Source organism: Paraburkholderia sp. TE9906 (assembly GCF_056279605.1).
In genome coordinates this window covers 168,476-191,908 of sequence record NZ_JBWCCT010000012.1, presented here as the reverse complement: position 1 = coordinate 191,908, position 23,433 = coordinate 168,476, and the positions used below count along the sequence as shown (strand labels likewise).

General features: G+C 64.3%; 17 protein-coding genes and 1 pseudogene. 9 read left to right on the top strand and 9 right to left on the bottom strand.

Annotated elements, in window-relative coordinates; genetic code table 11:
* Positions 1-4 precede the first annotated feature (4 nt).
* From ACZ9H4_RS28070 to ACZ9H4_RS28060, 3 genes are read left to right on the top strand one after another with little or no spacing between them, the layout of a single operon-like run.
* A complete protein-coding gene (locus ACZ9H4_RS28070) occupies positions 5-214 on the top strand; it encodes a DUF1656 domain-containing protein (protein WP_408146954.1) in 210 nt (69 codons plus the stop codon).
* Entirely contained in the window at positions 211-1,236 is a 1,026-nt protein-coding gene (locus tag ACZ9H4_RS28065; protein WP_408155652.1) for an efflux RND transporter periplasmic adaptor subunit, read from the top strand. Before ACZ9H4_RS28070 ends, ACZ9H4_RS28065 begins: the two co-directional genes overlap by 4 nt.
* The gene (locus tag ACZ9H4_RS28060; protein ID WP_476121932.1) at positions 1,233-2,777 is read left to right on the top strand and encodes an efflux transporter outer membrane subunit; all 1,545 of its coding nucleotides are present in this window, start codon (positions 1,233-1,235) and stop codon (positions 2,775-2,777) included. Before ACZ9H4_RS28065 ends, ACZ9H4_RS28060 begins: the two co-directional genes overlap by 4 nt.
* A gap of 238 nt (positions 2,778-3,015) precedes the next feature.
* Here ACZ9H4_RS28060 and ACZ9H4_RS28055 read toward each other — a convergent pair whose 3' ends face one another.
* The 6 genes and pseudogenes from ACZ9H4_RS28055 to xylA all read right to left on the bottom strand — a co-directional run bounded on the left by ACZ9H4_RS28055 (position 3,016) and on the right by xylA (position 11,450).
* Positions 3,016-3,555 carry a (2Fe-2S)-binding protein gene (locus tag ACZ9H4_RS28055; protein WP_408327669.1) on the bottom strand — a complete coding sequence of 180 codons (540 nt, stop codon included), beginning with the start codon at positions 3,553-3,555 and terminating at the stop codon, positions 3,016-3,018.
* Positions 3,544-5,811: pseudogene (locus ACZ9H4_RS28050) on the bottom strand (xanthine dehydrogenase family protein molybdopterin-binding subunit); the annotation flags it as partial. The gene ACZ9H4_RS28055 and the pseudogene ACZ9H4_RS28050, both read right to left, overlap by 12 nt.
* 267 nt (positions 5,812-6,078) lie before the next feature.
* Positions 6,079-7,278, bottom strand: a complete 1,200-nt coding sequence (locus ACZ9H4_RS28045; protein WP_408146948.1) for a sugar ABC transporter permease — start codon at positions 7,276-7,278, stop codon at positions 6,079-6,081.
* Complete coding sequence (gene xylG, locus ACZ9H4_RS28040) at positions 7,275-8,834, bottom strand: D-xylose ABC transporter ATP-binding protein (RefSeq protein ID WP_408146946.1); 1,560 nt, start codon at positions 8,832-8,834, stop codon at positions 7,275-7,277. Before xylG ends, ACZ9H4_RS28045 begins: the two co-directional genes overlap by 4 nt.
* Positions 8,835-8,932: 98 nt before the next feature.
* The gene (gene xylF, locus ACZ9H4_RS28035) at positions 8,933-9,961 is read right to left on the bottom strand and encodes a D-xylose ABC transporter substrate-binding protein (RefSeq protein WP_408146944.1); all 1,029 of its coding nucleotides are present in this window, start codon (positions 9,959-9,961) and stop codon (positions 8,933-8,935) included.
* 166 nt (positions 9,962-10,127) lie between these two features.
* The gene (gene xylA / locus ACZ9H4_RS28030) at positions 10,128-11,450 is read right to left on the bottom strand and encodes a xylose isomerase (RefSeq protein ID WP_476121929.1); all 1,323 of its coding nucleotides are present in this window, start codon (positions 11,448-11,450) and stop codon (positions 10,128-10,130) included.
* Between the two features lie 283 nt (positions 11,451-11,733).
* Here xylA and ACZ9H4_RS28025 point away from each other — a divergent pair, with 283 nt between their 5' ends.
* From ACZ9H4_RS28025 to ACZ9H4_RS28005, 5 genes are all read left to right on the top strand, one after another.
* Complete coding sequence (locus ACZ9H4_RS28025) at positions 11,734-12,951, top strand: XylR family transcriptional regulator (protein WP_408146940.1); 1,218 nt, start codon at positions 11,734-11,736, stop codon at positions 12,949-12,951.
* 32 nt (positions 12,952-12,983) lie between these two features.
* The gene (locus ACZ9H4_RS28020; RefSeq protein WP_476121954.1) at positions 12,984-14,069 is read left to right on the top strand and encodes an aldose epimerase family protein; all 1,086 of its coding nucleotides are present in this window, start codon (positions 12,984-12,986) and stop codon (positions 14,067-14,069) included.
* A gap of 167 nt (positions 14,070-14,236) precedes the next feature.
* Complete coding sequence (locus tag ACZ9H4_RS28015) at positions 14,237-14,527, top strand: DUF4148 domain-containing protein (RefSeq protein ID WP_476121927.1); 291 nt, start codon at positions 14,237-14,239, stop codon at positions 14,525-14,527.
* A 490-nt stretch (positions 14,528-15,017) separates the two neighbouring features.
* Positions 15,018-15,842, top strand: a complete 825-nt coding sequence (locus tag ACZ9H4_RS28010) for an isocitrate lyase/PEP mutase family protein (RefSeq protein ID WP_476121925.1) — start codon at positions 15,018-15,020, stop codon at positions 15,840-15,842.
* A 359-nt stretch (positions 15,843-16,201) separates the two neighbouring features.
* Positions 16,202-16,834: a helix-turn-helix domain-containing protein gene (locus tag ACZ9H4_RS28005; protein ID WP_042328876.1), complete on the top strand. Its 633-nt coding sequence runs from the start codon at positions 16,202-16,204 to the stop codon at positions 16,832-16,834.
* A gap of 52 nt (positions 16,835-16,886) precedes the next feature.
* Here the strand turns inward: ACZ9H4_RS28005 and ACZ9H4_RS28000 are convergent, their stop codons facing one another.
* Entirely contained in the window at positions 16,887-19,904 is a 3,018-nt protein-coding gene (locus ACZ9H4_RS28000; protein WP_476121923.1) for an FAD-binding and (Fe-S)-binding domain-containing protein, read from the bottom strand.
* 62 nt (positions 19,905-19,966) lie between these two features.
* Positions 19,967-21,004: a DUF1338 domain-containing protein gene (locus ACZ9H4_RS27995; RefSeq protein ID WP_408155663.1), complete on the bottom strand. Its 1,038-nt coding sequence runs from the start codon at positions 21,002-21,004 to the stop codon at positions 19,967-19,969.
* 166 nt (positions 21,005-21,170) lie between these two features.
* Here ACZ9H4_RS27995 and ACZ9H4_RS27990 point away from each other — a divergent pair, with 166 nt between their 5' ends.
* Complete coding sequence (locus ACZ9H4_RS27990; protein WP_476121920.1) at positions 21,171-22,103, top strand: LysR substrate-binding domain-containing protein; 933 nt, start codon at positions 21,171-21,173, stop codon at positions 22,101-22,103.
* Between the two features lie 31 nt (positions 22,104-22,134).
* On the opposite strand, the gene ACZ9H4_RS27985 is transcribed toward ACZ9H4_RS27990, so the two are convergent.
* Positions 22,135-23,265 (bottom strand): 4-hydroxyphenylpyruvate dioxygenase family protein, encoded by a 1,131-nt coding sequence (locus ACZ9H4_RS27985; protein WP_408146920.1) that lies wholly within the window; start codon positions 23,263-23,265, stop codon positions 22,135-22,137.
* Between the last annotated feature and the right edge of the window lie 168 nt (positions 23,266-23,433).

Here is a 23,433-nt window from a genome sequence, read left to right as displayed (position 1 = left end):
CGCGATGATCGGTGAAATCGATATCTTCGGCGTGTTCGTGCCGGCCGTGCTCGTGCTGATGTTCGTCGCCTATCTGATCAACCTGGTGATCCGCACGGTGCTCGGACGCGTCGGTTTCTACCGCTTCGTCTGGCATCGCTCCATCTTCGATCTCGGCATCTACGTGCTGGTGCTGGGCCTTGTCGTTGTCGTTTCGCACAGACTAATAACGTGAAAAAAACCTGGTTCTCCGTCGGTCAGATTCTGCTGACCCTGATCGTGGTCGTGGTGGCAGCCCTCGTGCTGTGGAAACTCGTCGCCTATTACATGTTCGCGCCGTGGACCCGCGACGGACACGTACGCGCCGACGTGATCCAGGTCGCGCCGGATATCTCGGGGCTCATCTCGTCGGTCGAGGTGGTGGACAACCAGCAGGTCAAGCAAGGCCAGGTGCTGTTCGTGATCGATCAGGCCCGCTACACGCTCGCGCTGCGTCAGGCCCAGGCCACCGCGCAGCAGCGTCGCGCGACGCTCGACCAGGCGCGCCGCGAAGATGCGCGCAACCGCAAGCTCGGCAACCTGGTCGCCGCCGAGGTCGCGGAAGAAAGCCGCTCGCGCGTCGAGGCGGGCGAAGCCGCGCTCGCCGATGCGAACGTGGCGATCGACACCGCGAAACTGAACCTGCAACGTGCAACGATCGTGAGCCCGGTGGACGGTTATCTGAACGACCGCGCGCCGCGCACCGGCGAATTCGTCGCGGCGGGCCGCGCGGTGGTCGCAGTGGTGGACATGCATTCGTTCCGCGTCGACGGCTATTTCGAAGAAACCAAGCTGCGCGGCATCGACATCGGCCAGCCGGTCGATATCACGGTGATGGGCGAGCCGGCCGCGCTGCGCGGGCACGTGCAGAGCATCGTCGCCGGTATCGAGGACCGCGACCGCACGCAAGGCTCGAATCTGCTGCCGAACGTGAATCCGGCGTTCAGCTGGGTGCGGCTCGCCCAGCGGATTCCGGTGCGCGTCGCGCTCGATGAAGTGCCCGCCGACTTCCGGATGATCGCCGGCCGCACCGCGACGGTGTCGGTGCGCGATCTGTCGCCGGTGAGGAGGCGTGGTGTTGCGGGTGCTTCGGGTGTGGCGGGTGCTTCAGGTCCGGTGGATGCGTCGGCGGCTTCGGCTCCGGCTGCGTCGGTTGCTATGAGTGCGTCTGCTGCACGGCCGGCGTCAGCGGCGGTTTCATCGGGCGCCTCGCAATGAAGCTGTCGCGAAACCTGGCCTCTTTCCCGCTGTGGCCCCTGCTGCCGCTGTTGCCGCTCGCCGTCGCGCTCAACGGCTGTATGACCGTCGGCCCGAATTACGCGCTGCCGCAGCAGGCACTCGTCAACGCGCCGCTTGCGAATGCGCCGCTGGAAGGCGCCGATCCGGCGCTGACCTCGACTCGCAACGTGCCCACCGTGTGGTGGAAGCTGTACGACGATCCGGTGCTGAACGGTCTCGTCGACGAGGCGCTGCAATCGAACACCGACTTGCGCGTCGCGGCGGCGAATCTCGCGCGCTCGCGTGAAGCGCTGGGCGTCGCGCAGGCGCAGGGCGGCTTCTCCGGCAAGGCGTCGGCGGAGATCGAGCGCGCGCAGGAATCGGCCGAACAGTACCTGCTGTTCGAAAAACTGCCGGTCGCCAACGAGGGTAACTTCGGCATCAGCATCTCATATGAATTCGACCTGTTCGGCAAGCTGCGGCGCGGCGTGGAAGCGGCGCAGGCGGACACCGAGTCCGTGCAGGCCGCCGGCGACCTCGCGCGGATCACCGTGGTGGCGGACGTGGTGCGCTCTTACGTCGAGCAATGCTCGGCGGCCGAGGAACTCAGGATCGCGCAACAGTCGCTCGCGTTGCAGAAGCAGCGCGTGGACGTGTCGCGACGTCTGCGTGACGCAGGCCGTGGCAACCAGCCCGACGTGACGCGCGGCCAGACTCAGGTGGATACGTTGTCGGCGGATATTCCGCGCTACACGGCGCGCCGCAAGATCGCGCAATACCGGCTCGCCGCGCTGCTCGCCCGTGCACCGTCCGATCTTCCGCCGGCTGTGCTGGCTTGCGAGCGGCTGCCGCAAATCCGCCAGCCGATTCCGGTCGGCGACGGCGCCGCGCTGCTCAAGCGCCGTCCGGACGTGCGCGAAGCCGAGCGTCAACTGGCGGCGTCGACGGCGCGCATTGGTGTCGCCACAGGCGCGCTGTATCCGACGATCAGCCTCGGTGCGTCAGCAGGCTATACCGGGATTCTTGAAGACATCCCCACGCTGCCCACGGCGCGTTGGGCTTTCGGTCCGCTGATCAACTGGAACTTCCCCACCAATGGCGCGCGTGGTCGCGTGCGTGAGGCAGAGGCGTCGAGCGATGTGGCGCTCGCCAAGTTCGATGGCGTGGTGCTGACCGCGCTGCGCGAGACCGAAACCAATCTCGCAACCTACGCCTCCGACTACGCGCGCGCCGAATCATTGCGCGCCGCGTTGAAGTCGGCCGCCGAGTCGGCGGATGAAACGCATCGGCTGTATCGCGCCGGGCGCGAGTCCTTCATCTCGGACCTGGACGCGACGCGTACGCTGACTTCGGTGAAGTCTCAGGTCGCGACCGCGGAAGGCCAGGTGGCGATCGACCAGGTCAACCTGTTCCTCGCGCTCGGCGGCGGTTGGGAGATGGATAGACTGAGCGCGCCCGCGGTGGCGGCGCCTCAGGCAGCAGGACCCGCGGCGAAGACCATGCCGACCGCGGCAACGGCAACCGCTGTCAAAGCGCCCTGAATGCTTACGAATTATTTTTGATAACCTTTCTTTTGCCTTTCATTTGCGATTAAATACATGACACCAACCACACATTACGGGGTCACGTATGTCGCCATTCATGCAAGGCGCAGTCACACTGGGCGGATGTATCGGCATCTTCACGGCGGTGGTCGCCGTGGTCGAGATGCTGGCGAATTGAGCCCGTACGGCATCTGCCGGCACTAGCGCAGTCTTTGCCGAATACGCGCCGGCGGCACTAAGCCAGCCGGCGCTTCCCGGCCGCCTGGTGGATCGCCGCCCGCACCCGTGGATACGTGCCGCAACGGCACACGATGTTCGACATCGCCGCGTCGATATCCGCATCGGTCGGATCGGGCTTTTGCTTGAGCAGCGCGCACGCCGCCATCAGTTGCGCGCTTTGGCAATAGCCGCACTGCACTACGTCGAGATCGATCCACGCCGCTTTCAACGCTTGCGCTTCGGCGCCTTGCACGCCTTCGATGGTCGTGATTTTCTGCGCGTAGCCCACGCAGGACATCGTCGTCTGACAGGCGAGGCAGGCGGCGCCATCCAGATGGATCGTGCACGCGCCGCAAATCCCCACGCCGCAGCCGAACTTGGTGCCGGTCATGCCGAGTTCGCAGCGCAGCGCCCACAGCAGCGGCATGTCCGGCTCGGCGTGCACCGCCACCGCGCGGCCGTTGATGTTCAGCGACCCCTTGCTTGCCTGCTGTCTCGGCGCAGCCTTGCATCCCTGCGGATTCGAAGCCGCGACGGGCAGGTTGGCGAGCCGCAACGGGAGCGTGCGCAAACGCGTGCCGGTCAGCGTGAACACCGCATTGGCGACCGCCGGCGCGATCGGCGGCACGGCCGGCTCGCCGACGCCTTGCGGGTGCATCCGGCTCGGCATGATGTCGGTTTTGATCACCGGACAATCGTTCATCCGCACGACCGGGAAATCGACGAAGTTCTTCTGTTGCACCTGGCCCTTGACGATCGAGATCTCGTCCTGCAGCGCGGCCGACAGACCGAACACGATCCCGCTCTCCATCTGCTGAGCGATCAGATTCGGATTCACCGGCAGGCCGCAATCGATCACGCACACCACCCGGTGCACGCGAATCTGCCGCTTCGGCCCGAGCGACACCTCCGCCACCTGCGCGACCACGCTGCCGAACGCCTCGTGCAACGCGACACCGCGTGCACACGGCGCGCCGTCGGCGGCCGGTTTCAACGGCTGCCCCCACTCCGACAACTCGGCGACACGCTTCAATACCGCCAGATGGCGCGGATGCTCCGCGAGCAGCGCCGCGCGGAACGCGATCGGATCCTGGCCAGCCGCGGCGGCGAGTTCATCGGTGAAGCTCTCGGTGAAGAACGCCTGGTGCGAATGACCGACCGAGCGCCAGAAGCCGACCGGCACCGGCAACTCGACGATCTTGTGCGCGACGCGCGCGGCGGGCCATTCGTACGGCTGATCGAACGCGCCTTCGCAGGTGGTTTTATCGATGGGAATGCGCGGCACGCCGTAGTAGCGCGCGAGCGATTCCGGCACGATCGCCTGACTCGCCGACGTGCTGCGCCACGCGAGCACTTTGCCGTGGTCGTCGAGCCCGGCCTTGAGCCGCGACACGCACGCGGGCCGATAGAAGTCGTGCGTGAAATCCTGCGCGCGCGACCAGATGGTCTGCACCGGATGGCCGCCGCCTTCGCGCGCAATCACTGCGGCCTGGACGATGAAATCGAGCTCCAGCCGCCGGCCGAACGCGCCGCCGAGCAGTTGCGTCTGCAAGTCGACCTTGTCGGCGTCGATGTCGAGCACCTTGGCCACGTGCTGCCGCGCGAGCGCGGGCATTTGCGTGGAGACCCAGACGGTGGCCGCGCCGTCCGCGACCTGCACGGTGCAATTGACCGGCTCGACCGCGCCGTGCGCGAGATACGGCGCGTGATACTCGGCATCGATGACACGCGCCGCGCCGCGCAAGGCGGCATCGACGTCGCCGCGATGAAAGTAGACGTGGCCGTCGCTGTCGTCGAGCGCCTGCGCAAGACGCCGGTCCACGTCCGCGCTCGATACGCTCGCGGCGGCGCCATCGTGCCAGGTCACGTCGATCTTCTCGACCGCGTTCATCGCGCGATACGGGTTGTCGGCGATCACCGCGACGCCACCACTGCCGCCGCTATACGGTGCGAAGGCCAACGCCTTGATAAAGCCCGGCATCTGTCGCGCGGCAGTCTCGTCGAAATGCGCGACCGAGCCGCCGAGCGTCGGGCACATCACGACGCCCGCGTACAACAGGCCGTCGGGCAGCGCGTCGATGCCGAAGCGCGCCGCGCCGTTGACCTTCGGCGCGGCCTCGATGCGGCGGATGGGTTGGCCGATCAGCCTGAAGTCGGTGGGATTCTTCAACTCCACCTTGCGCGGGAACGCCTGCAGCGCCGCCAACGACGACAATTCACCGAAACTCGCCTTATGGTCCGGCCCGTGCAGCACGTAGCCGTTTTCCGCGCGGCATTCGGCGGCAGGCGCCTTCCATTGCTCGGCCGCCGCGCCGATCAGCATCATGCGCGCCGACGCGCCGGCTTCGCGCATCGGCGTCCAGAGATCGTTGATGCTCGATGAGCCGCCCGTCATCATCGTGCCGGCCTCGCGCATCGCTTTGCGGGTGAGCCAGATCGTCGTGCGCTTGAACGCGCTGTCGTCGTCGGGGCGAAACGGCAGATCGTCGATGATGTTCTGCACGCTGTTGTAGATCTTGTCGATCGGCCCCTCCTCGACCCTGACCCGCGACCAGTCGGCGTTGAGTTCCTCGGCGAGCAGCATCGCGAGGCCGGTATGGATGCCCTGCCCCATCTCCGCCTTGCTCATCATGATCGTCACGGTGTTGTCGGCGGCGATCTTGACCCAGCCGTTGAGCGCGACTTGCGAGCCTTGGGTGGGCAGCGGCGTCGACGTGTTCAGCCGCTGGCGCGGCGGCAACACCCCCCAGCCGACCAGCAACGCGCCCACCGCGCCGGCGCCGCCGAGCAGGAAGGTTCTGCGCTTTAACATGACATGGCTCGATCAGCTTGCACGGTGACAAGGAAGCTGCGAACGCGCGGCTACGCGCGCGGCGGTGTTTCCGCGGAATAGTAATAAGACGGAGCAGCGGACGGGAGACTTAAATTCGCGTGTTCAAGTCGAAGGGGTGCGGGGCGGGGATCAGGCGCTTGATCCAAGGAAGGGGTTAGTCGTGGGGTGTTTCATTAAATACAGGGTGCGTCGGGCGACGCACCCTGTGGGCGCTGCGGTTTCGGTTTCAGCTTCAGCTTCAGCCCATCAGCGCCGGTTCGATCCGGACACGACGTCGATCCACACGGCCAGCACGAGAATGCTGCCCTTGACGATCATCTGCCAGTAGGCGTCGACGTCGAGCATCGACATGCCGTTGTCGAGGCTCGCCATCACCAGTGCGCCGATCAACGCGCCGTACACGGTGCCGGAGCCGCCGCGCATCGACGTGCCGCCGATGAAGCACGCGGCGATCGCATCGAGTTCACCCATCGAGCCCGCCGACGGCGAGCCGGCCGCGAGCCGCGCGGTATTGACGATCCCGGCGAACGCGCACATCAGTCCCATCAGCGCGAAGATCGCCAGCTTCACGCGGTTCGTGTTGACGCCCGACAGACGCGTCGCTTCGAGGTTCGAACCGACCGCATAGATGCGCCGGCCGAACACGGTCTGCGTCGCGATCCACGTGAAGACGCCGAGCAGCGCGAGCAGCAGCAGAACCGGCACCGGAATGCCGCCGTAACGATCGAGCGTGGCGACGAAACCCGCCAGAATCGCACCCGCGCCGACCACCTTGACGATGTCCTGCCAGATCGGCACGACCCGCAACTGATAACGCTGACGATTGGCACGCTGCCGTATCGTCAGAAACGCGAGCAGCACGAACAGCACGACGGCGAGCGTGTCGCCCGCGAGGCGCGGCAAGTAACCCTGGCCGACGAACACGAAACTGTCCGACACCGGGGCGATCGTCGAGCCGCCGGTCACACCGAGCAGAATGCCGCGATACGCGAGCATCCCGCCGAGCCCGACGATGAACGACGGCACGCGCCGGTAGGTGGACCACCAGCCGTTGAACATGCCGACGAGCACGCCGAGCAGCATCACCACCGGCACGGTCACGCCGATCGGCCAGTGCCGGTTGACGTCGAGGATCGCCGCGACGCCACCGAGCAGACCGAGCAGCGAGCCGACCGACAGATCGATTTCACCGGCGATGATCACGAACACCATGCCGCACGCGAGCATGCCGGTGATCGACATCTGCCGCAACAGGTTCGACAGATTGCGCGGCGTGACGAACGCGCCATGCGTGAGCGTCGAAAAGAAAATCCAGATGATGGCCACGGCGATCAGCAACGCGAGAATCTTGTAGCGCGCGAACAGTTGCTGAATACGCTGCGGGCCGCCGAATGCGCCTCGCGGCGGGGGGTTGTCGGCGCGTTGGGAAGTAACGTCGGGCGTCATGCTGCACTCGCTGCGGTAGGGTTCGTTAATCGCTGCACGGGACGGATCGCGGCACTGAGGATGTCCTCCTGCGTGAGGCCGTCGTTGACGAAGTCGCCGCGCAACTCGCCTTCGCCGATCACCAGCACGCGATCGCTGATGCCGAGCACCTCGGGCATTTCGGACGACACCATCACGATCGACATGCCGCGCTGCGCCAGTTGAAAGATCAGCTTGTAGATTTCATACTTCGCGCCGACGTCGACGCCGCGCGTCGGTTCGTCGAGGATCAGCACCTTCGGATCGGTCAGCAGCATGCGCGTGAGCACGGCCTTCTGCTGATTGCCGCCCGACAGGCTCGCGATCGACAGCATCGGATGCGCGGCGCGCACCGACAGCCGCTTCATCTCCGTATGAATCGTGTCGAGTTCGGCGGCGGAATCGATCCGTCCACCCGAGGCGAACCGTCCGAGCACGGCGAGCGTGATGTTGTGGCCGACGCTCATCCCCGGCACGATGCCGTGGCGTTTGCGGTCTTCCGGCACCATCGCGATGCCGGCGCGAATCGCGTCGTCGGGGGCGCGAATCTTCAGCGGCTTGCCGTCCATCAGCACGCTCGCCTCGCTCACACCGGGATACGCGCCGAAGATCGCCTGCATCAGCTCAGTGCGGCCCGCGCCCACCAGCCCCGCCACGCCGAGAATCTCGCCACGCCGCAGCGCGAACGACACGTCGTTCACCCGCTTGCGGCGCGGATTGGTGACGTCGAAACAGGTGACATTGCGCGCTTCGAAGATCACGTCGCCGATCGGATGCGGCTCGCGCGGAAACAGATTCTTGATCTCGCGGCCCACCATCAGCGAGATGATGCGGTCGGTGGTGAGCGCATGCATCGGTTCCGTCGCGACGTGACGGCCATCGCGGATCACGCTGATCGTGTCGCAAACGGCGGCCACTTCGTCGAGCTTGTGCGAGATATACACGCAGGCAATGCCGCGCCGCTTCAGATCGCGCACGATGTCGAGCAGAATGCTGATTTCCGACGAAGTCAGCGACGACGACGGTTCATCGAGAATCAGCAGCTTCGCGCGTTTGTTCAGCGCCTTCGCGATTTCGATCAACTGCTGATGACCGCCGCCGTAGTTCATCACGGGCTGCGCGGCGTTGATGCCGCTGATACCGAGTTCGCGCAGCAGTTCGTCGGCGCGCTGGTACATCGCGGCATAGTTCATGCGGCCGCCTGGCAGCGTGATCTCGTTGCCGAGAAAGATGTTCTCCGCGACCGACAACTCCGGCACCAGCATCAACTCCTGGTGAATGATGATGATGCCCGCGCGTTCGGTGTCGCGTACGCCGGTGGCCTTCAGCGGCGCGCCTTCCCAGGTTATTTCGCCATCCCAGGTACCGTGCGGGTACACACCGGACAGCACTTTCATCAGGGTCGATTTGCCGGCACCGTTTTCGCCGCACAAGCCGACGCATTCGCCCGGCGAGACCGTCAGGTCGATGCCGTCGAGCGCTTTCACGCCCGAAAAAGCTTTGACGATGCCGCGCATCGTCAGTAGAGGTTGCGTCATTCGCTATTGCCTCGCTGCAAGTTGGGCCGGTGCTCGACCACGCCCCCCGGCGCCATGGCCCGGGAAGCGTGGCAATCACACCGCGCCCGTCTTCCGTCTTATTGGCTCGCGAGCTGCGCCTGCGTGTAGAAGCCATCCGTCACGACGAGGTTGACATTGGCCTTCGTCAGCTTGGTCGGCTGCAGCAGGACCGTATCGATCTTCTTCTTGCCGTTGTCGTATTGCGCGTTGAACGCCGGCTTGTCGCCCTTCGCCAGCGCCACCGAGAGCTTCGCCGCTTCGCCCGCGATCAGCTTGAGCGGCTTGTAGACCGTCATCGTCTGCGTGCCGGCCATCACGCGCTTGACCGCTGCGAGGTCGGCGTCCTGGCCCGAGATCGGTACCTTGCCCGCGAGGTTCTGCGCGGCCAGCGCCTGGATCGCCCCGCCGGCGGTGCCGTCATTCGAAGCGACCACCGCGTCGATCTTGTTGTTGTTCGCCGTCAGCGCATCTTCCATGATGCGCAGCGCAGTCGATGCGCTCCACTCCGGCACCCACTGCTGGCCGACCACCTTGATCTCGCCCTTGTCGATGGCGGGCTTGAGCACCTTCAGCTGGCCGGCGCGCAGCATCTTCGCGTTGTTGTCGGTCGGCGCGCCGCCGAGCAGGAAGTAGTTACCCTTCGGCCGCACGTCATAAACGCCCTGGGCCTGCATTTCGCCGACCTTCTCGTTGTCGAACGAGATGTAAGCGTCGATATCGGCATCGAGAATCAGGCGATCATACGACACGACCTTGATGCCCGCCTTCCTCGCTTCGGCAACCACGTTGCCGAGCGTCTTCGAATTGAACGGCACAATTACGATCACGTCCACACCGCGCGAGATCAGATTTTCGATCTGCGAGATCTGGCGTTCTTCGCTCGCGTCGGCGGATTGCACCGAGACTTTCGCGCCGAGCTTTTCCGCTGCGGCGACGAAATAGTCACGATCGCGCGACCAGCGCTCGACGCGCAGATCGTCGATACAGAAGCCGATTTCCGGATGATCCTTGCTGGCGTGCGCGAGCGGCGCGGCGAGCGACAGGCTGGCGAGTACGGCTCCGCACACGAGCGAACTCAGGACATTACGACGTGTTTTGAATTGCATGACTGTCTCCTATTTTGATAACCGGAATACCGGATTGGCCGGCTTGCGCTGCGAGCGACAAGACCGGACAAGCGTCAACCCAAAGCTTCCTGTTTCACGCAGTCGACGTGGCCGCGTGATTTTTTATGTGATGCCTCTGCTTCTATTGCTCACACTCTGATGCGTTTCAGCGTCCGCTATAAATCGCCTGATTCACGATGTTTTCCATCCGCTCCTGCTGACCGCTCGCATGCTGCGGGTTCAGGTCGCGCGCCAGCGCATCCGTGGCGAGCGTCGCCAAGGAATAATCCCCAGAGAGAATCTTGCGGCCCAGTTCCACGTCCCAGCCCGCGTAGCGCCGCCGCTTGAACTGTTCGAGCCGATCGTTTTCGATCAGCACCGCCGCGCGTTCGACCGCGAGCGCGAGGTTGTCGATCGCACCGATGTGGCCGTAGAACAGATCTTCGGGATCGACGCTTTGGCGCCGCACTTTCGAATCGAAGTTCATCCCGCCGGTCGTAAAGCCGCCGTGCCGGAGAATCTCGTAGAACGCGAGCGTCAGTTCCTCGACGCTATTCGGAAACTGATCGGTATCCCAGCCGTTTTGCGGATCGCCGCGATTCGCGTCGACACTGCCGAAAATACCCAACGCATAGGCGGTAGCGATCTCGTGATGAAACGAATGGCCCGCGAGCGTCGCGTGATTGGCCTCGATGTTCACGCGAATGTCCTTTTCCAGCCCATATTGCAGCAGGAAACCATGCACGGTCGCGACGTCGTAATCGTATTGATGCTTGGTCGGCTCCTGCGGCTTCGGTTCGATCAGCAGCGAGCCCTTGAAGCCGATCTTGTGCGCATGATCGACCACCATGCGCAGGAAGCGCGCGAGTTGTTCGCGTTCGCGCATGAGGTCGGTATTGAGCAGCGTGTCGTAGCCTTCGCGGCCGCCCCACAGTACGTAATTCTCACCGCCGAGCCGTTGCGTCGCGTCGAGCGCGTGGCGCACCTGGGTTGCGGCAAACGCGAAGATGTCCGGGTCGGGACTCGTCGCCGCGCCCGCCGCGTAACGTGGATGCGAGAACAGATTGGCCGTGCCCCACAGCAGTTTGATGCCGGTATCCTGCTGCTTGCGCGCCAGATAGTCGGTGACGCGCTGGAAGTTCTCGCTGTATTCCTTCAGACTCGCCCCTTCGGGCGCAACGTCGGTATCGTGAAACGTGTAGTACGGCGTGCCGAGTTTGGAGAAGAACTCGAACGCGGCGTCGGCCTTTTGCAGCGCGCGCTCCATTGCGTCGCCGGCTTGCTGCCACGGACGCCTGAAGGTGCCCTGCCCGAAAATGTCGACGCCGGGCCAGACGAAGGTATGCCAGTAGCACACCGCGAGGCGCAGATGTTCTTCGAGCGTCTTGCCGAGCACCCGTTTGCTTTTGTCGTAATGGCGGTATGCAAGCGGGCTGTCCGATTGCGGCCCTTCATAGCGGATCTCGGGGATGTGTTCGAAGTAAGACATCGGCGTCTCCAGTTTTATGTTGCACCGCAACCCGAAACCGCCGCCATGCCGGTCGACCAGGGTGACGCCATGCTGCCGCGTGCGCGATGCATCGGCAATTGCGAAATTGCGCAGCGCGCTTGATGTTTCTTACCGCCCGCGCGTTTGTTTCGCACCGGCGCACGATTCGCGGCCTAGAATAACCGGACGCTTAAAAAAGGCGCTGTCTTTAGTGCACACTCAAGCGCCCGCTAAACAGGAGACAAAGGCCGTGGGTTAGACGATCCGCGCGCCGCTCACCGCCATGCCCCGTCCGCAAACACCACAGACGTCCCATCGGATCGCGCTGCTGTTCAACGCGAACAAGGTCTACGACCGTGAGATCATCACCGGTATCGGCAACTACCTGCTGTCGACGCGGGTGGCGTGGGATCTCTTCCTCGAAGAAGATTTTCGCTGCCGGCTGACCGGCATCGAGCGCTTCGACGGCGACGGTATCATCGCCGATTTCGACGACCCCGCCGTGGGCGAAGCGCTGCGCGATTGTCCGCTGCCGGTGGTCGCGGTCGGCTCGTCGTTCGAAGATCCGGCGCACTACCCTCCGGACTTACCCTATATCGCGACCGACAACAGCAAGCTCGTGTCGCTCGCCTATACGCATCTGATCGGCTCGGGCCTCGAACATTTCGCGCTGTACAGCTTGCCGCAAGCGCAAGAAAACCGCTGGGCGCAGCAGCGTGAACTCGCGTTCGCTCATTTGCGCCGCGCCGACGGACGCAGCGCCGCGCAGATCGACAGCGAGGTCTATCGCGGCCTGTCGACCAGCGCGCCGTCGTGGAATCAGGCGACCGAGCAACTCACCGCATGGCTGCGGCAACTGCCGAAGCCGGTCGGCATCATCGCCGTGACCGATGCGCGCGCGCGGCATCTGCTGCAAGCGTGTCTGATCGCAGGCATTCCGGTGCCCGAGGAAGTGGCGATCATCGGCATCGACAATGATCCGCTGACGCGCACATTGACGCGTATTCCACTCTCCTCCGTGATTCAGGGCACCGAAGAAATGGGCCGCACCGCCGCGCACCTGTTGCATCAGATGCTGCACGGCGCGCGTTTTCCGGGGCGGCGCATTCTCGTGCCGCCGGTCGGCATCAACGTGCTCGAATCGACGGGGCATCAGCCGCTCGCGAGTCCGTATGTGATGCGCGCGCGGCACTTCATCCGCCAGTACGCGTGCCAGGGGATTCGCACCGAACAGGTGGCCGACTATGTGGGCGTGTCGCGCTCGTCGCTCGAAGAGTACTTCCGGCGCGAACGCAAGTGCACCGTGCATCAGGAAATCCTGCGCCATAAGCTCGATGTGGCGAAGGCGCTGCTGGCCAAACGCGACGCGTCCAGCGCGGAAGTGGCGATTCGTTGCGGCTTCACGTCGCTGCAATACATGTACGCGGTATTTCGTCGTGAACTCGGCTGTACGCCGCGCGAATACCAGGAGCGCGCGAATTCGACAGCCGCGCCCGGCTGAGCATGCCTTTACTCTTTCCTTCCACCGACGACATGATCAGCATCGCACAACTTTCTTCCGAGCCATGGGGCACCCTGCAGGGCGGCGATCGGGTCCGGCTTTATACGCTGCGTAATGCGCACGGTATGAAAGTCGCCATTAGCGACCTCGGTGCGACGCTTGTCTCGTGGCATGCCCCGGATCGCGCCGGACGTCTCGGCGATATTCTGCTCGGCCACGACACACCCGCCGAATACGTTGCAGCCACGACTTATATGGGCGGCCTGATTGGCCGCTGGGCGAACCGCATCGCCGATGCGCGCTTCACGCTCGACGGTATCGAGTACACGCTCGACCGCAACGAAGGCGCGAACCTGCTGCATGGCGGCAGCGTGGGTTTTCATCGCGCGCTGTGGGACGTGAGCGAAGACAATGGCGCGCTGCTGATGCGACTGGAGTCGCCGGAAGGCGATGCCGGTTTTCCGGGCAACGTCACCACGCAAGTGCGCTATTCGCTCGACGACGACGGCACATTGACCATCGAATACGAAGCGATCACCGATGCGCCGACGCCGCTCAATCTGACGAGTCATCCGTACTTCAATCTGACGGGCAAGCCGGGTACCGACATTCGCGGCCACGTGTTGTCGATCGATGCCGAGCAGTTCTTCGAAGTCGACGCTGGAATGATTCCGTGCAAGCTCGCCGAGGTTGCGGGTAACGCCTTCGACTTCCGGCAAAGCGCGCCGATCGGCGGGCGCCTCGACTGGCCGCACACGCAACTCGCGAGGGCGGGTGGCTTCGATCATTGCTACGTGCTGCGCGATACATCCGGCGCCGAGGCGAGCGAAGGCGCGCCGCCGCTGCGTCAGGTAGCCTGCGCATACGACCCTGGCAGCGGACGCGAATTGACCGTGTCGACCGATCAGCGCGGCTTACAGTTCTATACCGGCAACTTTCTGAATGGCGACGTCGGACGCGGTGGTGTCAAGTATCAACGTCATGCGGGACTGTGTCTCGAAGCAGGCGGCTTTCCGAATCAGGTCAATATGGCCGGCCAGGACGAGGTGATCGTGCAGGCCGGCGATACTTACAGGCAAGTAACTGCGTATCGGGTCGATGTGCGCAAGGGCGTATGACGGGTTTTCTTGCCTCTTACACGGGACATTACAGCGCCCCGACTTATTGTTTGATGCAATACTGAATTAACACCCTGGTGGTTTCCGCTGGATTAATTGCTTCCTAGACTCCGTTAATGGTGCCGAAAATCTTGGTGCCGGATAAACAGTCCCCGGAGGGAAGCATCATGAAATCGCTAGTCACAGCAGTGGCGGTGTTAGTTGTCCTTGCTGCGCCGGCGGCCTCGTTCGCTCAATCCGAACAGCCGCTCACGCGTGCGGAGGTCCAGGCGCAACTCAAGCAGATCGAGCAGGCGGGATACCAGCCGGGCAAGTCCACCGATTCCAGCTATCCCGCCGATATTCAGGCAGCCGAAGCGCGTGTCGCCGCGCAGAATGCAGCGGCTCGGGCCGATGCGACCGGCTATGGGACAACGGCGACGGGGTCGTCGCAAGCGGGGGGAAGTGTGGGGCAGTGATCGAGCATTACTGCTCCTCGTTCGCCGTGCGAAGCGGGTCATGTTTTTTAACGCATGATCCGCTTTCGTGTTTCTTGTGTATCGCACGGCAATTGGAGTGAGAGCGCTTCGTTATTCGTCATTCCGTCATCTACTCATTGCTTGCGTGTTGTCGCATCGCATCGCGAGGCGCGCCGACATAGCGTCCTTCGCTAGGCCCGCGAATACGGGCGTGCCGCCTTACTTCCCTCGTTAGCCCCAGCCTGTTCTCCAGTCACGCCTATCACCGCGAGCCGTGACAGCGGTAGCATTTGCCTGAGCACTGAGGCAAGCGCGCACAACAATGTCCACAAAGTCCACGCTGCAAATAAGTCCGCGCGGCCGGATTCAGCAATGCGACCATCGTCGACGTCATCAAGTCGAGCGCACAGTAATAGACTTCCTAGTGGTCAATCCCGAAGTGCCTCGATCGATACGGGAGCTACGGCTTCCCATTTCCTGGAGACTCACCATGCCCCGCACCCTCGCCGAGAAACGCGCCGCCTTTCGTGCCCTGCACACGTCCGGCTGTTTCGTGCTGCCCAATCCGTGGGATGCGGGCAGCGCCCGCTATCTGCAAACGCTGGGCTTTCAGGCGCTCGCCACCACGAGCTCCGGTTTCGCATGGTCCACCGCGCACGCCGACAACACGCTGCCTCGCGACGCGGTCCTCGCGCACTTGCGCGAGATCGTCGAAGCGACAGATCTGCCCGTCAACGCGGACTTCGAGAACGGCTTCGGCCGTGATCCGGCTGACGTCGCCGAAAGCGTCAGGCTGGCGGTCGAAACCGGCGTGGCGGGCCTGTCCATCGAAGACTCGACCGGCGATCCCGCCGCGGCGCTGTTCCCGATCGACGTCGCGGTACAGCGAATCAGCGCGGCACGGCGCGCGATCGACGAAACGGGCGGCGATACCTTGCTGATCGGCCGCGCGGAGAACTTCTTCGCCGGCCAGCCCGACCTCGACGACGCCATCGCGCGTCTCAGGGCCTATGCCGCGGCCGGCGCCGACTGCCTGTACGCGCCGGGCATTCAGACACGCGAGCAGATCGAGGCGGTAGTCGCCGCCGTGGCGCCGAAACCCGTCAACCTGCTGATCGGCTCGACGTCGAATTTCACGCTGCAGGACGTGGCCGCGCTCGGCGTGCGGCGCATCAGCGTCGGCGGCGCGCTGGCCCGCGCGGCATGGGGCGGCTTCATGCACGCCGCGCAAGCGTTGGCCGACGGCCGCTTCGACGGCTTTGCGGGTGCGGCATCCGGCGCGCAACTCAACGAACTGTTCAGCAAGGGGGCTTGAGGTCCGATAGCCAAGTCTCTGTCGAGCCAAGCCGGCAACTGGAAAGCCCTTCCGCTTTCCAGTGCTTGAGCGCGCTACCGGCGCAGTGGTCGATATACCGATCGAAGCAGCCGGCAAGCGCGCGGTCTACCGCACAAAAGTCTCCATGGTTTCCAATGAGAAAAGCGCGTGCGCATGTGTACTGCTGCGCGCCCTTCTCCGCCCATTGTCGGCAGGGCCTATGCGTAGGCCCTCGAAGCTTCCCGACAACCCGCCGCACCGGTCACCCCGCCCCGCCAATTCCGCCCCTCACGCCAAATGTTATTATCGGAAACACAACCCGCCATCGTGAAGCGCGTACCCGAAAAAGCAGCAGCCCCATGGATACCCATCTCAGCAAACCCGCCGACCCGTCAACCACCGACCTCGGCCGGCGCGTGCGCGCCGCCCGTCAGGCGCAGGACCTGACGCTGGAAACCGCGAGCCGCCTGTGCGGCGTCTCCCGCTCGACGCTCTCCAAAGTCGAAAACGGCCTGATGTCCCCCACTTTCGACGTGCTGCAGAAAATCGTCCTCGGGCTGAAGATCGAAATCGGCGAGCTGTTCGGCTCCACGCCGAAGGTGAGCGCCAGCGGCCGCCGCGCGCTGACCCGCAAGAACGAAGGTCAGCGCCACGCGTACCGTGGTTATCAGATGGAGTTGCTCGCCACCGACCTCGCGCACAAAGCGATGTTGCCGTTTCGCATCCGCATTTCCGCACACACGCTCGACGCGTTCGACGACTGGGGCCGCCACGAAGGCGAAGAATTCCTTTACGTGATCAGCGGCAGCGTGTGCCTCTATTCGGAGCTCTACGCGCCGACGCATCTGAACGCCGGAGACAGTCTGTACTTCGACAGCCGCACCGGTCACGCGGCGGTCTCCACCAGCGAAGAAGACGCCGAGGTATTGTGGATGGCGACCAGCGCGGACATCCCGCAAACACCGGTCACCATCGAATCGACGAAGAAATAGTTCGGGCGCACGCGCGCCGCCTGGATGCGCCCTCGCGTGCCTATGCTGCCGATCAAACCAGGTGCGCCGCCAACGCCCGCTGCGCGAGTTGCGCGATATGCAGCGCGTGATGCCCTGTCCCCTGCTCGATCTGCTCACGGCAACTGAAGCCGTTGGTCAGCACGATCGTCTCGTGATTCGCCGCGGCCGCCTCACGCACTGCCGGAAACAGCTTGTCTTCGCCGATCTTCTGCGACAACGCGTGATGCTCCACGTTGAAGCCGAACGATCCAGCCATGCCACAGCATCCCGTGTCGAGCAGCTTCCATTTCACACCGAGCTTGTTCAGTAGCGCGGTATCGCCTTGCATGCCGAACAGCGCCTTCTGATGACAATGCCCATGGACGATCACGTCGGCGGCAAGCGTCGGCCAGTCGAACGGCTGGCGCGCGACGAAATCGGAGAACAGAAAAGTTTGCGCCGACAGTTGCTTCGCCAACGCGTGATCGGGCAGTTGCTTCAGTAGTTCGTCCTTGAATACCGACAGACAACCCGGTTCGAGACCGACCAGCGGCACACCGGCGGCGATATCGTCCGCAAGGTCGTCGAGCATGTGCGTGAGCAGTTCGCGGGCGCGTTCGAGCAGACCGAAGTCGTACAGCGGTCGTCCACAGCACAGGCGGTTCTTCGGCAGCACGACGTGCCAGCCCAATTGTTCGAGTACATCGGCGGCGGCTTGCGCGACTTCGGGCGTGAAATGATCGTTGAACGTATCCACCCAGAGGATGACTTTCTTCGCGCCATCGCGAACGTCATGCGCAGATTGCGGAGCGCGCCGCGCGATCTGTCGATACGTGGTCCCGGCAAACTGCGGCAACTCGCGCGCTTGCGCCACACCGGCGACCCATTTGCCGACCGTAGACAGACCCGGCGCCGTCGTCATGAAGTTCGTCAGGCGAGCAAAGCGCGCCGCCCACGGCGCCCATTCGCCGATCCGTCCCATGAACAGGGCCTGACGCGGCCGACGATTGCTCTCGTAGTAATGCGAAAGAAATTCCGCCTTGTACGAAGCCATGTCCGTATGCGTGGGGCAATCCGATTTGCAGCCCTTGCACGCGAGGCAGGTGTCGAGCGCATCTTTCACTTCGCGGCTTTGCCAGCCGTCTGCGATCACATCGCCTTGCAGCATCTCCCAGAACAGATGCGCCCGGCCACGCGTCGAATACGTCTCCTCGCGCGTCGCGCGATAACTCGGGCACATCGTGCCGCCGTCGAGCGAGCGGCACTTGCCCATGCCGATACATCGCTCGATCGCGCGCTGGAAGCCTTCGCCTTCCGGACTGGCGAACGTGAGCTTCGTTCGCAGCGTCACCGGTTTGTAGGCCGGGCCCATCCGCAGGTTTTCGTCGGCACGATACGCGTGCACCACCTTGCCTGGATTCAGACGGTTGGCTGGGTCCCAGATCGCCTTGAACTGCTCCATGGCCTGCATCAGTTCAGGGCCGTACATGATCGGCAGGAACTCGGCCTTGGCCTGGCCGTCGCCGTGTTCGCCCGACAACGAGCCACCGAACGCCACCACCAGTTCCGCCGCCTCGCGCAGGAACTCGCGCCATGTCGATACGCCTTGTGCGCTGCGCAGATCGAAGGTGATGCGCGCGTGCACGCAGCCGTCGCCGAAATGGCCGTAGAGACTCGTCTCGTAGCCGTATCGATCCACTAATGCCTGGAACGCGCGCAGATAATCGCCGAGGCGCAGCGGGTCGACCGCCGCATCTTCCCAGCCGACCACTGGATCGGGCGCGCCCGCATCGACCGACAACGCCACCGCCGACGCGCCCGTCTCGCGGATCGACCACACCTTCGCCTGCAACGCACGGTCTTCGACCAGCAGCGCCGACACGTTCGGCCCCGCGGCGCCCGACGAGAAATAGGCGGCAGCCGCCTGCGCGCCGCGCAGCACTGCCTCCTGCGTATCCGCGCCGAATTCGAGCACGACCCAGGCATCGCCTGGCGGCAGCAATGCGATCTCGTCCTTCTTCAAACCGCGCGCCTGCAAGCCGCGAATGATCGCGCGGTCGAGACCTTCGATCGCGATCGGCCCGCAGCGCATGAAATGCGGCACGGCATCCGCCGCCGTGTAGATGTCCGTGAAGCCGACCACGACGATCACGCGCTTCGCCGGACTTTTCACGAGCCGCACTTTCGCCTGCAACGTCACCGCGCACGTGCCCTCCGTGCCGACCAGCGCACGCGCGACGTTAAAGCCGTTTTCCGGCAGCAGTTGATCGAGATTGAAGCCCGACACGCGCCGTTTGATCTGCGGGAATCTCGCGCGAATCTGCGCGGCGTACGTGTCGCGCAAGCGCTTGAGCGCGGCGTAGATTTCGCCCTGACGGCCGCCCGCCGCGATGATACGTTCGAGTTCGTCATCGGATGTCGGGCCGACCCAGAAGCGTGCGCCGTCGAAGGTCGCGATTTCCAGCGCCTCGACGTTTTCGACGGTCTTGCCGGCCATCACCGAATGCGCGCCGCACGAGTTGTTGGCGATCATGCCGCCGAGCGTGCAGCGGCTGTGCGTCGCCGGATCGGGGGCGAACGTGAGGCCGTGCTGTTCGGCGGCATCGCGCAACGTATCGCACACCACGCCGGGCTCGACGATCGCCACCCGCGCGACAGGATCGACCGACACGACGCGGTTCACATACTTGCTCGCGTCGGCCACGACCGCGACGTTCACGCATTGGCCGTTTTGCGACGTGCCGCCGCCGCGTGCGAGAAACGGCACGTCGTTGCGGCGGCACGCGGCGAGCGTGGCAAGCAGATCGTCGACATCCTTCGGCACGACGACGGCGAGCGGAATCTGCCGATAGTTCGACGCATCGGACGCATACAGCGCTTTGGAGCCCTGATCGAAACGTACTTCGCCACGCACATGCCGGCGCAAGTCGCTCTCTAGCGTCTGCATCACGGCGGCGGTGCCCGTGAACGGCCTGGCGACGCGCCGCTCGCCCGACGCGCCCGACGCGATCGATGCATGCGGATCGCCCGGCTCCTTCACGCCCTGTTCTTCATCCAATGACGTTCCCACTGCGTTCCTCGTCTCCGCTGCCGCCAGCCCACCACTCGCCCGCCCGTTCTGCCGCCGTGCGCTCAGGCGGCCTGGCTCGCGGTCATCTTGAAGATACCCTGTGCGTTGCCCGCGTCGAAACGCAGGTCCGTTTCCCAGCGGCGCGCATCCTGATCGAAACTCCGTTTGCGCGTGATGAATTCGTAGAACGAGCCCGGCACTTCACGCGTCACGATGCCGCCGTCAGCCGTGCGGAATTCGCGCCGCACCCTGTCCGCGCGATACGCGGTCTGGAACACGCGGCCCGAACGCGAGCGCTCGACTTCCGGCTTCATCGGACGACCCTTGGCCTTCTCGTCGTCGGAGAGTTTGAAGACGTCCTCGACGCGATCGGTCGCGTGATTGAACGCGTTGCCTTCGGTTGCAATCCACGCCATTTCCGCCGACTCCTTCAACAATACTTCGTAATCGGCTTCGCATGGCGTCTCGTGCTGGCGCGCGAACGCACCGACGATCACCGGCAGCAATTCATGCGCCACGTCGAGCGGCAACACGCCGTCGCGTTCGAGTTCCCACAACTGCCCGGCCGCGCGCGGCGTCAACGGATCGCGCGACGCGCCGATCACCTTCGTCACCACCTGCTGAAACGTCGCCGAGAAACGCTCCGGATGCAATTCGCTGACGAAGAACTGTGCGATCTCGTCGGGCGCGTCGTCATGCGCCCACGCGCGGCCGGTCATGCCGAGACGATCGAGCGGATAGCGGCCATTGATGCTGAAGCCGAGCGGCCGCAGAATGCGCGCGAACGCCGCTTCGCCGGGCGGCAGCGCGCCGCTGTGCGGCCAGCGCACCGTGCGCAGCGCGCCGTGGTCGAAGTACACGCTGCCACCGGCGGCAAGCGTCTCTTCGGTGTACTGGCGGCCGTTCGCCGAGCGCGCCAGCAGGTCCTCGAAAAGCGCCATGTTCATCGCCTGAGCGAGTTCCGCGCGCGTGACGCTGCCGTCGTTCCATTCGTCGAGGATACGCGGATGGTTGAGCGTCGCGAAGAGCCGCGCGGTCTTGTCGGCGCCCAGCAGTTTCAGCAGCAGTTGTTCGACATTCGCATTCTTGATGTTTCGCATATCGGTTCTCCACGTAGCGCTTCGCGCGCTCGCCCAGGCCTCTACGGAATCCGTCGGCACAGGCGCAAAAAGGCGGCACGGCATTCTGAAGGCGAGATTATTCAAAATCCGCCGGGGCACCGTAAAGCGAGATAAAATCGCCACTTGATGCGTTTTTGGAATCAACGTGCGAAAGTTCAAGATCCCCAACATGGGCGCGCTGCTTGCTTTCGAAGCCGCCGCGCGGCACGAAAGCTTCACGCATGCGGCGCGCGAGCTGTTTCTTACCGAAAGCGCTGTGTCACGGCAGATCAATACGTTGGAGAGCAATCTTGGCGTGCGGCTGTTCGTGCGCGTCAAACAGCGCGTGGTGCTGACGAAAGCGGGCAAGGTGTATGGCGCGCAGGTGCGGCGCTCGCTGGAACAGCTCGACCGCGACACGTTGTCGATCATCGCGCATGGCAGCGGCGGCGGTTATCTGGAACTGGCCGTGCTGCCGACATTCGCATCGCAATGGCTGATTCCGCGGCTCGCGGCATTCAATACGCAGTACCCGGATGTGCGCGTGAACATGGGCGTGCGCACCGGCACGTTCCCGTTCGCCGAAACCCATTTCGAAGCGGCGATTCACTACGGCAAGCCGACCTGGCCGGGCACGTCGGCGGATTTTCTGTTCTGCGAGGAAGTGGTGCCGGTGTGCGCGGCGAGTCTGCTGAAGCGGCCCGTGCGGCACGCCGCCGACCTGCTGGACTATCCGCTGCTGCACTCCACCACGCGGCCGGATGGCTGGGCGGCATGGTTCGCGAGCCTGGAGGTCGACGACAACCGGACCATGCAGGGCGTGCGTTACGAACTCCACACGATGTTGATCAGCGCCGCCGCGGCCGGTCTCGGCATCGCGCTGGTGCCGCGCTTTTTCGTCGATACGCAGCTCGAGCAGCTTGGGCTCGTGATACCGCTCGACACGCCGGCGGTCGCGGACTCGGCGTACTACCTCGTCTATCCCACCGAACTCAGCCACGGCAAGCCGCTCGCGAGTTTCCGCGAATGGCTGTTGCAGGAAGCCGCGTCCTACAGCGCAATCTATCCCGAGTTGGCGGGCAAGCCCGATACCGATTAAGCGGGCAGGCGCCCGCACAGGCGGCCGGGTATCAGGCGCCGGCTTCGCGTGCCTGCGCGAGCGCGCTCAGATTGCCTTCGCCGAAACCGTGATGCCCCTGGCGCTGCACGATCTCGAAGAAGATCTCGCCGGTGCGGCGGCGCACGAAGGTCTGAAAAAACAGCAGCGGCACGCCGTCGGCACCGATCTCGCCATCCACCAGCACATGCGTGCACTTGAGCCGCTCGACGTCGAGCCCATGGCCCGGCAGACGCGCGTCGAGTTGATCGTAATAGCGCGGCGGCGGTTCGACGAACTCGACGCCGTTCGCGAGCAGTTGCTCGACGCACGCGAAGATATCGTCGGTGGCGAGCGCGATATGTTGCACGCCTTCGCCCGGATGGTCCGGTAAATACTCGTGCATCAGATTGGTTCGGCGCGTGCCCTCTTCATACAGCGGCACGCGGATCGCGCCGCACGGCGACACCATCACGCGCGATTCGGCCGACACGTGCCAGTTCGCGTGCAACTCGTGAATCTCGCGGAAGTTGAGCAGGTCGCGATAGAAGTCGAGCCATTCCTGCATCCGGCCTTCACCGACCGTTTGCGTCAGGTGGTCGACCGCGACGAGGCCGATGCCCGTATGGCTCAGATCGGCGTGCGCCGTGTCGATCTCGATGGGCCGGAAGTCGATGTCGAAGATCGAGATGTCGCCGAGACCGCCGCGCTGGCCGCCGCGCCCGCGCCAGCGGTCGACGAAATAGATATGCGAGTCGCCGATGCCCTGGATCGCCGGAATCAGCAATTCGCCCGCGCCGATCTTCTCGCCTTCGAACGCCCAGGCGCCGAGTTCGATCGCGCGATCGAAGGCGCGCTGCGCGTCGGCCACGCGAATGCCGATCGCGCAGATGCCCGCGCCGTACTCCTCGGCGTAGCGCGCGGCAAACGAATCGGGCTCCGCGTTGATCAGGAAATGCATCTCACCTTGCCGATACAGCGTGACGTCCTTGCTGATATGCCGCGCGATCGCCTTGAAGCCGAGTTTGGTGAAGGTATCGCCGAGCGCTCGCGGGTCGCGCGCGGCGAACTCCACGAATTCGAGGCCGGCGGTACCGAGCGGATTGTGCTCAGGCGCCGACACGGCGCGCAGCGCGGCGTCTGGAGTGGGCAAGTCGCTGGGCATGTCAATCTCCTTGTACAGTCTTTCGACGCTGTGTCCGGTGTTTCTGAGGTTCGGTGCAAACCGCCGGCTATCAGGGGCGGGTAGCCGCAGGGCGGCGCCCGCTGCATGGTGTACTGCGGCACACGCGGCTCCGGCGGCGTTTGCACCGTGTTTGTACACCGGTTGGCG

Bases quoted from the DNA above. Each gene is read 5' to 3' on its own strand.
- ACZ9H4_RS28070 (WP_408146954.1), top strand. From the start codon at position 5: ATGATCGGTGAAATCGATATCTTCGGCGTGTTCGTGCCGGCCGTGCTC.
- ACZ9H4_RS28060 (WP_476121932.1), top strand. From the start codon at position 1,233: ATGAAGCTGTCGCGAAACCTGGCCTCTTTCCCGCTGTGGCCCCTGCTG.
- ACZ9H4_RS28045 (WP_408146948.1), bottom strand. From the start codon at position 7,278: ATGACGCCCGACGTTACTTCCCAACGCGCCGACAACCCCCCGCCGCGA.
- xylG (WP_408146946.1), bottom strand. From the start codon at position 8,834: ATGACGCAACCTCTACTGACGATGCGCGGCATCGTCAAAGCTTTTTCG.
- xylF (WP_408146944.1), bottom strand. From the start codon at position 9,961: ATGCAATTCAAAACACGTCGTAATGTCCTGAGTTCGCTCGTGTGCGGA.
- xylA (WP_476121929.1), bottom strand. From the start codon at position 11,450: ATGTCTTACTTCGAACACATCCCCGAGATCCGCTATGAAGGGCCGCAA.
- ACZ9H4_RS28025 (WP_408146940.1), top strand. From the start codon at position 11,734: ATGCCCCGTCCGCAAACACCACAGACGTCCCATCGGATCGCGCTGCTG.
- ACZ9H4_RS28020 (WP_476121954.1), top strand. From the start codon at position 12,984: ATGATCAGCATCGCACAACTTTCTTCCGAGCCATGGGGCACCCTGCAG.
- ACZ9H4_RS28015 (WP_476121927.1), top strand. From the start codon at position 14,237: ATGAAATCGCTAGTCACAGCAGTGGCGGTGTTAGTTGTCCTTGCTGCG.
- ACZ9H4_RS28010 (WP_476121925.1), top strand. From the start codon at position 15,018: ATGCCCCGCACCCTCGCCGAGAAACGCGCCGCCTTTCGTGCCCTGCAC.
- ACZ9H4_RS28005 (WP_042328876.1), top strand. From the start codon at position 16,202: ATGGATACCCATCTCAGCAAACCCGCCGACCCGTCAACCACCGACCTC.
- ACZ9H4_RS27995 (WP_408155663.1), bottom strand. From the start codon at position 21,004: ATGCGAAACATCAAGAATGCGAATGTCGAACAACTGCTGCTGAAACTG.
- ACZ9H4_RS27985 (WP_408146920.1), bottom strand. From the start codon at position 23,265: ATGCCCAGCGACTTGCCCACTCCAGACGCCGCGCTGCGCGCCGTGTCG.